The 10,475-nt window shown below is 60.9% G+C and carries 7 protein-coding genes and 1 pseudogene; 4 read left to right on the top strand and 4 right to left on the bottom strand.

The genetic code is table 11. From position 1 onward, the window contains the following. The 4 genes and pseudogenes from QZT71_RS08075 to QZT71_RS08060 form a co-directional block, all read left to right on the top strand. Positions 1–1,357 (top strand): annotated as a pseudogene (locus QZT71_RS08075) (hypothetical protein); the annotation flags it as partial. A 133-nt stretch (positions 1,358–1,490) separates the two neighbouring features. Continuing rightward, positions 1,491–2,648, top strand: coding sequence for an MFS transporter AraJ (gene araJ / locus QZT71_RS08070; protein ID WP_295914877.1), 1,158 nt, complete (start codon positions 1,491–1,493; stop codon positions 2,646–2,648). Further along, the gene (locus QZT71_RS08065) at positions 2,635–3,135 is read left to right on the top strand and encodes an NUDIX domain-containing protein (protein WP_295914874.1); all 501 of its coding nucleotides are present in this window, start codon (positions 2,635–2,637) and stop codon (positions 3,133–3,135) included. Before araJ ends, QZT71_RS08065 begins: the two co-directional genes overlap by 14 nt. A 230-nt stretch (positions 3,136–3,365) precedes the next feature. Then, a complete protein-coding gene (locus QZT71_RS08060) occupies positions 3,366–4,658 on the top strand; it encodes a mechanosensitive ion channel domain-containing protein (protein ID WP_295914872.1) in 1,293 nt (430 codons plus the stop codon). On the opposite strand, the gene QZT71_RS08055 is transcribed toward QZT71_RS08060, so the two are convergent. From QZT71_RS08055 to QZT71_RS08040, 4 genes are all read right to left on the bottom strand, one after another. Then, positions 4,636–6,297, bottom strand: coding sequence for a putative transporter (locus QZT71_RS08055; RefSeq protein ID WP_295914869.1), 1,662 nt, complete (start codon positions 6,295–6,297; stop codon positions 4,636–4,638). The two genes, QZT71_RS08060 and QZT71_RS08055, sit on opposite strands and share 23 nt — an antisense overlap. A gap of 384 nt (positions 6,298–6,681) precedes the next feature. Then, on the bottom strand, positions 6,682–8,070 hold the full coding sequence (locus QZT71_RS08050; RefSeq protein WP_295914866.1) for a TolC family protein: 1,389 nt from the start codon (positions 8,068–8,070) through the stop codon (positions 6,682–6,684). Between the two features lie 6 nt (positions 8,071–8,076). Continuing rightward, entirely contained in the window at positions 8,077–9,186 is a 1,110-nt protein-coding gene (locus QZT71_RS08045; protein ID WP_295914862.1) for an efflux RND transporter periplasmic adaptor subunit, read from the bottom strand. Positions 9,187–9,210: 24 nt separating this feature from the next. After that, a complete protein-coding gene (locus QZT71_RS08040) occupies positions 9,211–10,470 on the bottom strand; it encodes an ABC transporter permease (protein WP_295914859.1) in 1,260 nt (419 codons plus the stop codon). Positions 10,471–10,475 lie beyond the last annotated feature (5 nt).

Raw genomic sequence — 10,475 nt, 5'->3', positions numbered from 1 at the left:
CTCGCTGGCATCCGCTGTGGCAGGGCCCGGAACGGCTGCGTCCGCCGGAGCCGATTCGCTGGGTGCGGCGCATCCCGGCATGCCGGAAGGTGCTATCGACTCGCTGTCGGCACAGGTTGTCCCCGCCGATTCGCTCGCGGGCGCCGATACGCTGACCGTCGCCGAGCGCAAGGTGCTGCTCAAGGAGGCGGCGCGCAAGGCCAAGGCCGAGCAGAAAGCCGCGGCCGCCAAAGCCAAAAAAGAGAAACTCGACGAAATAGCCGCCCGGCGCAAGGAGAAGAATACGGCCAAACTGCTGGCGCAGAAGGAGCGTGAGGAGGAGCGCCTGGCCGCGAAGCGCAAGAAGGCCGAGGCGAAGCTCAAGGCCCGGCAGGAGCGTGCCGCCCGCAAGGGGAAAGTCATTCCCGTCGACTCGGCCGTGCTGCGGGAGCTGGACTCGCTGATAGAACGGAATATGACCGAACAGGATTCGCTGCTGAACCTGCTGGTCGATTCGCTGCTGGCCGACACGACGGCGATGGCGATTCCGGCCGACTCCGTCGATTCGCCGGCGCTGCCCGCCGACAGCGTCTACCGCCTGATGAAAGGCTACCGCAATGTGCGGATTTACCGCTCCGACTTCCAGACGGTTTGCGATTCGATTGTCGGAATCAGCACCGACTCCACGATTCACCTCTATATCGAACCCGTGTTGTGGAACCAGAGCAACCAGATCACCTCCGACGTGATGGACATCTTCACCGCGAACCAGCAGATTGTACGGGCCGAGTTTATCGGCAGTCCGATGATGGTCGGCCAGCTCGACACGGTGCATTACAACCAGGTGGCGGGCAAGACCATGACGGCCTTCTTCCACAACAACGAGATCTACCGCAACGATGTCAACGGCAACGCCCAGACCATCTATTACATGCAGGACGGCGAGCCGCCCGAGATTACGATGATGGGCGTTATCGAGAGCGGGGACTGCTCGTTCTACATCGAGGACAAGCAGGTGGTGCAAATCGTCTACCGCAACGACATCACGGACGCTTTCTATCCGATGGACAAGATTCCGCCCACGCAGGAGCTGTACCTCAAGGGATTCAAATGGGAAGGGGCGCGGCGTCCCGCGCAGGCCGACGTGTTCGACCGCCGGATACGCCCTTCGGAGCGCGGGCGGCGTTCGCAGATGCGCCATCCCGATTTCCCGATTATGCAGCGGATCGAAGAGCATAAAAAGCGCCTGATCGAGCAGCGCAACTGGATAGACCGCAACGACCAGGTCGATGCGGCCACCGTCGAGTGGATGCGCGAACTGGGTTACGAAGTCGGTCAGCCGCGCGAGGGGAACCGCCCGCCCGAGGCCTCCGAATAACCCGCGCACGGCGGGGCGCTGCGGCAGACAGCCGCCGGCCGGCGAAAGAGTGATATGCGAAAGGCGAAAAGCGAATAACTTTTCGCCTTTTGTGCTATTTTTGCAGCCGGTTAATCGTTAACGGGGTCTTCCTATGAAAAAAAGCCTGATTGCCCTGGCATTCGGAACGCTTGCGCTCGGAATGTCGGAGTTCGTGATGATGGGCATCCTGCCCGATATAGCCCGCAGCCTCGGGGTCACCATCCCCCGGGCCGGACACCTGATTTCGGCCTATGCGCTCGGCGTCTGCTTCGGCGCGCCGCTTACGGTGCTGGTCGCCCGCACCCGTCCGCTGAAGCAGATTCTGATGGTGCTTACCGCCCTGATTGCCGTCGGAAACCTTTGCGCCTCCCTGGCGCCGGGTTACTGGGCGCTGCTGGCCATGCGTTTCGTTTCGGGACTTCCCCACGGTGCGTTTTTCGGCGTGGGGTCGATTGTCGCGGAGCGGGTCGCCGATGCGGGCAAGCGCACCGAGGCCGTTTCGATTATGATTGTCGGCATGACCGTCGCCAACCTGTTCGGCGTGCCGCTCGGCACCTACATCAGCAATGCGCTGACATGGCGCGCGACCTTCGGCATCGTGGCCGTGTGGGGCGTGGTGGCCCTGCTGCTCGTGCGGCTGTGGGTGCCCCGCATGGAGCCGCTTCCCGACACCGGCCTGAAAGGGCAGTTCCGGTTCTTGCGCAGCCTTGCGCCGTGGCTGGTGCTGGCTTCGGTGATGCTCGGCAACGGCGGCATCTTCTGCTGGTACAGCTACGTCAGCCCGCTGATGGTGCATACGTCGGGATTTACGGCCGACGACCTGACGCTGATTATCATGCTGGCCGGGTTCGGCATGTTCGCGGGCAATATCGTCGGAGGCCATTTTTCCGATCGGTTCACACCCGAGAGGGTCGTGCTTTTCACGCTGGCCGTGGCCGTCCTCTCCCTGCTCGGGGTCTTTTTCGGGGCGCACCTGCGTTACCTCTCCGTGGCCCTGATGGTGATCTGTACGGGCTGCCTGTTCTGTGTTTCATTGCCCCAGCAGCTGTTGATTCTCGAAAACTCGCACGGCGGCGAGATGCTGGGCGCCGCGCTCGTGCAGGTGGCGTTCAACCTCGGCAATGCGCTGGGCGCTTACTGCGGCGGCCTGCCTGTCGCGCACGGCCTGGGGTATGAATACACGGCGCTGCCGGGTGCGGGCTTCGTGCTGCTCGGACTGCTGGCATCCGTGATTTACAACCGCAAATATCCCCGCCATGCAGTGCGATAACGGCTCGGAGCTCTTCCCGGTGGTCGACGAAGCCGGGACGGTCGTGGGGTCGGCGACGCGCGCCGAGTGCCACGGCGGCGGGATGCTGTTGCATCCGGTGGTGCACCTGCACCTGTTCAACGCGCGGGGCGAACTCTACCTGCAGCGCCGGCCGGCGTGGAAAGATATTCAGCCGGGACGGTGGGACACGGCCGTGGGCGGGCATGTCGACTACGGCGAAACGGTCGGCGAGGCCCTGCGGCGCGAAGTGCGCGAAGAGCTGGGCGTCACCGATTTTGCCCCCGAGCGCATCGCGGCGTATGTTTTCCGGTCGGAGCGGGAACGGGAGTTGGTTTACGTCCACCGCACGGTTTACGACGGCGCCGTCGTTCCGAGCGACGAACTGGACGGCGGGCGTTTCTGGAGCCGGGACGAAATCTTTGAAAATCTGGGCAAAGGCGTCTTCACGCCCAATTTCGAGGGCGAGGTGAAACTGATTTTCGGATAACCGTTTATTTGTTTATATTTGTAACCGGGGGATTGCTATGAAGCGTTTTGCAGCAGCCCGACGCCCTGCTGCCCGTTATCCGCGAATCGCTTTGTTCCGCGCGGCCCGTGCCCGCATGCAGGTCTGCCTGTCTGCCGGAGCCGGAGGGCGCAGGTGCTGCAGGGCTTTGCGGCGGGCGGTTTCCCGTTGCCAATTTCCCGAATAGGTCTGAAAATTGATAGGAATGCCGTATGCAGACTCTCCTTAAACATTGGGCCGATGCACTGCTCGAATGGCTGGGCATCACGGCCGCACAAAATAACGACTGGGATCGCTGGGTGGCTTTCGTCCTGGTGCTGCTGGCCGTGGCGCTTTTCGATTTCCTGTGCCGCGCCGTCCTCGTGCGCGGCATGCGTCGCATCGTCGCGCGCACCAAGGCTACATGGGACGACGAACTGTTCAGCCCTGCGGTTTTGAGCCGCCTGTGCAACATCGTCAGCGCCGTGGTGCTGGTTATCGTACTGCCGGTGGTCTTCGACGAACAGACCGAGGCCCGGACAATCGTGACACGGCTGGTCGAGGTCTATATCGTCGTGACGGTTTTCCGTTTTATCAATGCCGTGCTGTATGCGGTGTTCCGCATCGCCTCGGCCCGGCCCGCATGGCAGAACAAGCCGATTAAGGGCCTGCGGCAAACGGGGCAGGGTATTGCGCTGCTGATTTGCTGCATCCTGATCGTTTCGATTCTGATTGACAAGTCGCCTGCGAGCCTGCTTGCCGGACTGGGCGCTTCGGCGGCCATCATCATGCTGATTTTCCGCGACAGCATCCTCGGATTCGTATCGGGCATCCAGCTCTCGGCCAACGACATGCTCAAGGTGGGGGACTGGATTTCCGTTCCCAAGTACGGCGCCGACGGCTCGGTGGAGGAGGTGTCGCTCACGACCGTGAAAGTGCGCAACTGGGACAATACGATTGTCACGCTGCCGCCCTACCTGCTGGTGAGCGACTCGTTCCAGAACTGGCGCGCCATGCAGCTTTCGGGCGGCCGGCGCGTGAAACGCTCGGTGAATATCGACATGACGAGCGTCCGGTTCTGCACGCCTGCGATGTTGGAGAAATACCGCAATATCGACCTGATTCGCGAGTATGTCGACCAGACCGAGCAGCGCGTCGAGCAGTACAATGCCACGCACGGCATCAAGCCCGGCGAGCGTAAAATCAACGGCCTGCACCAGACCAACCTCGGCGTGTTCCGCGCCTACCTGGAGCGCTACCTGCGCAACGAGGTGCCCGTGAACCAGGGCATGACGCTGATGGTGCGCCAGTTGCAGCCCACGGAAACGGGACTTCCCATGGAGCTGTATTTCTTTACCGATACGGTGGTGTGGGTGGATTACGAGCGGATACAGTCCGACGTGTTCGACCATGTGCTGGCCGTCATTCCCGAATTCGACCTGCGGGTGTTCCAGAACCCGTCGGGCGCCGACATCGAGGCCCTGCGCAATCCGCCGGCGGAGGTTACAGGAAAACCATCAGCATGATCTGAATGATAATCACCCGCAGGAACATGCACAGGGGGTAGACCGTGGCGTACGATACCGACGGGTTGTCGCCCTCGATGGTGTCGTTGGCGTAGTTGAGCGCCATCGGGTTGGCCATGCTGCCGCACAGCATGCCGGCGACCGAGCCGAAATCGATGCGCAGGACGCGGAGTGCGAAGATGCCCAGCACCACCACGGGTACGAACGTCAGCAGGAATCCCAGCAGCAGCCACAGTGCCCCCTCGGGCCGCATGACGGTTTCGAAGAAGTGCGCCCCGGCGTCGAGCCCCAGGCAGGCGAGGTACATCGAGAGTCCCAGCGCGCGGAGCATCAGGTTGGCGCTGTAGGTGGTGTATGTAATCATGTGCAGGCGCGGGCCGAACGTGCCTATCAGGATGCCGACGATAATCGGGCCGCCCGCAAGGCCGAGTTTTACGGGCAGGCTGATGCCCGGGATGCTCACGGGGATGCTTCCCAGCGTGAGGCCGAGAATCAGCCCCACGAAAACCGCCACGAGGTTGGGTTCCTCGAGGTTCTTCACGGCGTTGCCCAGTATCTTTTCCACGCTTTTGATTGCCGCTGCCTCGCCCACGACCGTGAGGCGGTCGCCCATCTGCAGCCGCAGGTCGGGGGTCGCCAGCAGCTGTACGCCCGAGCGGTATACGCGGCTGATGTTGATGCCGTAGTTGTTGCGCAGGCGCAGCGAGGCGAGTTTCTTGCCGTTGATTTCGGGCCGCGTTACGAGTATGCGCTGTGAAATGAGCTGACTGTCGACGGCGTTCCAGTCGATGTTCTCCGTGTTCCAGTCCTTTTTCTCCTGCTCGCCGAAAATCAGGCGCAGGGCGTCGGCATCGCCCGGAGTGGTGATTACCAGGATGATGTCGTCTTTCTGCAACTTTTTGTCCGAGGTGGGAATCGAAACCTGCCCCTCGCGCCACACGCGAGAGATGACGAAATGATGGTGGCTCTGTGCGGCGATTTCGTGGACGCTCTTGCCGAAGACGGCCGGGTTGGTCAGGTGGTAGCTGGCGATAAATACGTTCTTCTTGTGCTCGGCGTCGGGTTCCGGCATGTCGCAGGGTTTGACGAAGAGCTTGCGGATGAACACGATGGCCAGTATGACGCCCACCACACCCAGCGGATAGGTTACGGCGCAACTCAAGGCTGCCCCGTTGGAATCGATGCCCATCTGCTGCAGGGCCTGCTGCGCGGCACCGAGCGCCGGGGTGTTGGTCGTGGCGCCGCACAGGATACCCGACATGTCGGGCATCGAAACGTTCAGGACGAAACTCATGGCTACGGCCAGGGCGGTGCCGAGCAGCACCACGGCAACGGCCGGCGACATCAGGCGCAGCCCGTCGGCCCGCAGGGAGTTGAAGAAACCGGGGCCTACCTGCAGTCCGAGTGCGTAGACGAAGATAATCAGGCCGAAACTTTCGGCGTACATCAGCATCGACGGGTCGATTGACAGCCCGAAGTGCCCGGCCAGGATGCCGGCGAAGAAGATGAAAGCCACGCCCAGCGAGATGCCGAAGAACCGGATTCTTCCCAATCCAATCCCGACCGTCGAGATGAGCGAAATCACCACGACGGCCTGCAAAGCCGAATGCTCGACGAACAAACTTTTAAGCCACTCCATCTTTCCTGATTGTAATGTTGCTGCAAAAGTAGGGCAAATTTTTCAGATAGTCGCTTTTTTGCCGAACGTTTTGTGGGCTGTTTGTGCCCGGGTGCAACATTTTCGGTCACTCTACTAAATCATTTCAGTCCGGCATTAGAACAAAACCGACCCCGGGCTATACAACTTTGGAATATTTGTATATCTTTGTATTGCTCTACTTCACACAGGGAGAAGGAGGGTTGTTAGTGACGCAAAAGGGCTTCTGTGCCGGGACGGAGTCTGAAAGCCTGACCCGGCAGCTGCAGGAAAACTTGAGGGATTGGTTTTTCCGGCAGCATCGGGGCGGTCGAGTTATCGACCGCCCCGATTTGTTTACTTTGCACAAAATGTTTACCCCGGAAATCAGAGCTGCAGCGGTTGGCCGCGGTAAAAATCGAGTATCTTCGAACGGAAGACGAATTCATATTTCGACTGCACGAGTTCCGATTCGGCTTTCTCCATGCGGGTTTTCGCGTCGTTGAAGTCGAAAATGGTCGAACGTCCCGCGTCGGCTTTCTGCTGTTCGTAGGCAAACGCCACCTTTGCCGAGGCGAGGGCCGCTTCGGCCGAGCGGTATTTGCCGTAGGCGGCGTCGGCGTTGTACCACGCCTGTTCGATCTCCTTGCGCAGCGACAGTTCGGCGTTGGTCAGCGCGAGCTGCTGGCTGCGCACCGACAGCCGGGCCGTGCGGATGTTGTTGCGCGTGGCGCGTCGGTTGAAAATCGGGATGTTCATCGACAGGCCGACGTATTCGCGGCTGTTGTGGCGCATCTGGGCCCACAACTTGTCGTCGTCCGCGCTGTATACGCCCGTTCCGTAACCGCCCGAAAGCGAAATCGAGGGATAGAGCGCCGACTTGGCGATGAGCACCGAGTTTTCGGAACTTTCCAGGCGCAGGCGCTCGGCCCTGATGTGGGGCCGGTGTTCGGCCGCATAGGCGTAAACGGCGTCCGCCGTGCCGAGTGCGTGCAGCGACGCGAGCGTCAGGCTGTCTAACTCCGGCCGTACGATGTCGAATCCTGCGGCGCTCTCGCGGTTGAGGGCCTGGCTCAAGTTCAGCAGCGACAGCTGCAGGTCGTTGCGGGCCTGCGTGAGCGTCAGGAAGTCGTTGGCGCGCAGCGCTTCGCTTTCGTAGAGCGCCGATTCGGGCTGTTTGCCTGCGGCGACCAGTTCGCGGCTGCGATCGACCTGCTGCGTGCTCAACGCCAGCTGACGTTCGGCTACTTCGGTCAGCTCCTTGCTGTAAAGCACCTGCAGGTAGAGCGTCATGACGTTGATAGCCACGTCTTCGCGCGCCCGTTCGAGGTCTTGCACGGCGGCCGCGAGATCCAGTTTGCCGCCCTTGATTTGGCGGTTGATGCGCAGCCCCTGGAATATGGGCATTCCGGCTGAAATGTTCAGCGAGCCCGAAGTCTGGTTGTTGTCCTTATAGGTGTTGTCGCTCGAAAGTACGCGTCCGAACGAGGCGTCGCCGCCCAGCGAGGCGTTCAGGTCGGGCAGGCGGCTGTAACGGGCGGTCGAGAGCTCCACCTCGTTCTGCTCGACCTGCAGTGCCCGCTGTTGTACGTCGATGTTGTTGCGCTGGGCGTAGCCGATACAGTCGTCGAGCGACCAGAGGGTGCCGGGCGCAGGCGTCTGTGCTTCCGCTGCATCCCCCTGCGGGATCTGTGCCGCGGCAGGCCCTGCGCAGAGCATTGCGGCAGCCGTGCAGAGTGCGGCGAATAGGGTGCTGGTTTTCATGCTGCGATGCATTTGGAATTATTTCTTCTTGTCTTCTTTGGCGCTGCGGATTTTGTCCTCCGCGGTCACGCCCTCGGTGATTTCGATGTTGATGCCGTCCGAAAGGCCGATTTTGACTTCGCGTTTGTCGAAAGTCTGTTCGTCGACGCCCTCGGCGCTGGTCAGGACATATACGCTGGTCTTGTCGCCCTCGAATTCCACGGTGCTCTCGGGCAGCGTGAGCACGCCTTCGCGGCTTTGGATTACGATGCTCGCGTTGGCGCTGTACCCGGCGCGGACGAAGACCTTCTCGGGAATCTTCACGGCGGCCTTGACCTCGAACATGATGACGCCGTTCTCCTCCGTCGCCTTTGGCGACACGTACTCCAGCACGGCGTCGAGCTCGACGTTCTGCAATGCGCCGATGGTCAGCTTCACGGGCATGCTCTCGTGGAGCTTGCCCACGTCCGTTTCGTCGACGTTGCCCCGGAAGAGCATGTTCGACATGTCGGCCACCGTGGCGATGGTCGTACCGTCGTTGAACGTGTTGGACTGGATGACCGAGTTTCCGACCTTGACCGGCACGTCGAGTATCATACCGTCGATTGTCGAACGTATCTGCGTGTTGCTCAACTCCTTGTATCGGCTGGTGATGCCGTTCTTGACGATTTCCAGGTTCTCCTTGGCGTTCTGCAGCTCCTCTTCGGCTTTCTGGAGCGTTGTGCGGCTCTGCTCGAACTCCTCGTCCGAGACGACTCCCTTTTTGTGCAGGGCCTCCGTGCGGTCGAACTCGCGGCGGGTCTGCGTCAGCGAGATTTCGGCTACGGATACGCGCGACTCGGCGCTCGACAGCTGTCCCATCTCGGGAACGACTTTCACCGTGGCGATTACTTCGCCCTTGCGAACCATTTGCCCGGCCTCCTTGTAGACGTCGGAAACGATACCCGAAATCTGGGGTTTGATGAGCACCTCGTCGCGGGGCTCGACTTTACCCGTGGCGACCACATACTGCTTGAGCGTGTCCAGCTTGGGCTGGACAATTGTGTAGACCACCTTTACCGGGCGGGTTTTCTGCCACAGGAACCAGAAAGTCCCGAGAAGCAGCGCTGCAAAGAGCACTCCCAGGAAGATTTTCAGAATTTTTTTCATAGCCGTAATCTGTTTATTTAATTATTATTCTTCGCGTATTGCATCCACCGCCTTGATTTTCAGGGCGCGGGTGGCGGGAATGACGCCCGCCAGCAGGCTGCCGGCAACCAGGATGAACAGGGCCAGCATGCCCGTGCCGAAAGATATCTGCCACGATATTTCGAGCCCCTCCTGCGCCACGGTGACCGCCTGGTAGTAGATTGAGTCCACGACCGACAGCACGCCGACGGCGGCCGTAAGCCCGATTACCCCGGCGATGAACGTCAGGATGAAACTCTCGGAAAGGATTTGCGAGATAATGGCCGTGGGCGGGGCTCCCAGCGCGCGGCGGATGCCGATTTCCTGCGTGCGCTCCTTGACCAGCACCAGCATGATGTTGCTCACGCCGACGATACCGGCCAGCAGCGTGCCCAGGCCTACGATCCAGGTCAGCAGCCCGATGCCCCAGAACAGGCTCATCACCTTGTCGAACATCTCCCCGGTGGACATCGTCCATGCGGCTTTCTCGTCGTCGGGCGAAATCATGTGGCGGGCGAAAACGGCGTCGCGGGCCGCTTTTTCGACCTGTTTGCTCGGGACGTTCTTGTCGCCGGCCAGGGCCAGCAGGTGTATGGTGCGACCGTAGCCGAACATCTGTTGCGCCAGCGAAATCGGCGCGACGATCGTACGCTCGACGTCGCTGAACGACATGGCCGACGATTCGCGGCGCATGACGCCGATAATCGTGAAGTAGCTGCTTCCGACCTTGATGACCTTGCCCGTGGGGTCGGGTTCCCCCGGGAAGAGGTCTTTCTGCACCTGGGTGCCGATGACGCAGACCTTGCGTTTCTGGGCCATATCCACGTTGTTGATAAAGCGCCCGTAGAGAATCTTCTGGGGGTTGATTTTCTGGTAGTCGGGCGTATATCCCATCATCTGGTAGTCGCCCTTGCGCTCTTTGTAGCTGCAGTTGAGTTCGTTGCCCCAGATAATGCCCGAGGTGTACTCCACCTCGTCCAGTTTGCTGACGGCCTCCACGTCGTCGTTGTCCATCCGCCACCAGCGGCCCGTGGGCATTCCCTTGTAGGGAATCGACGTACGGCTGCTTTGCAGCAGCACCGTATTGGTGGACATGCCGCCCAGCTGTGCGCGGAACAGGCGCCCCAGGCCCATGCCGGCGCCCAGCAGCACGGTGAGCATGAAGATACCCCAGAATACGCCCAGCGCCGTCATGATGCTGCGCTTGCGGTTCCGCGAAATTGTCTGCCAGATTTCGTTCCAGCGGTCTGTATCGAAAAATCTCATGGCTC

The sequence above is a fragment of the uncultured Alistipes sp. genome (assembly GCF_902388705.1).
In the GTDB taxonomy this organism is placed as follows: Bacteria; Bacteroidota; Bacteroidia; order Bacteroidales; family Rikenellaceae; genus Alistipes.
The sequence above is the reverse complement of the archived record's forward strand: the minus strand, read 5'-3'. Positions and strand labels throughout refer to the sequence as shown.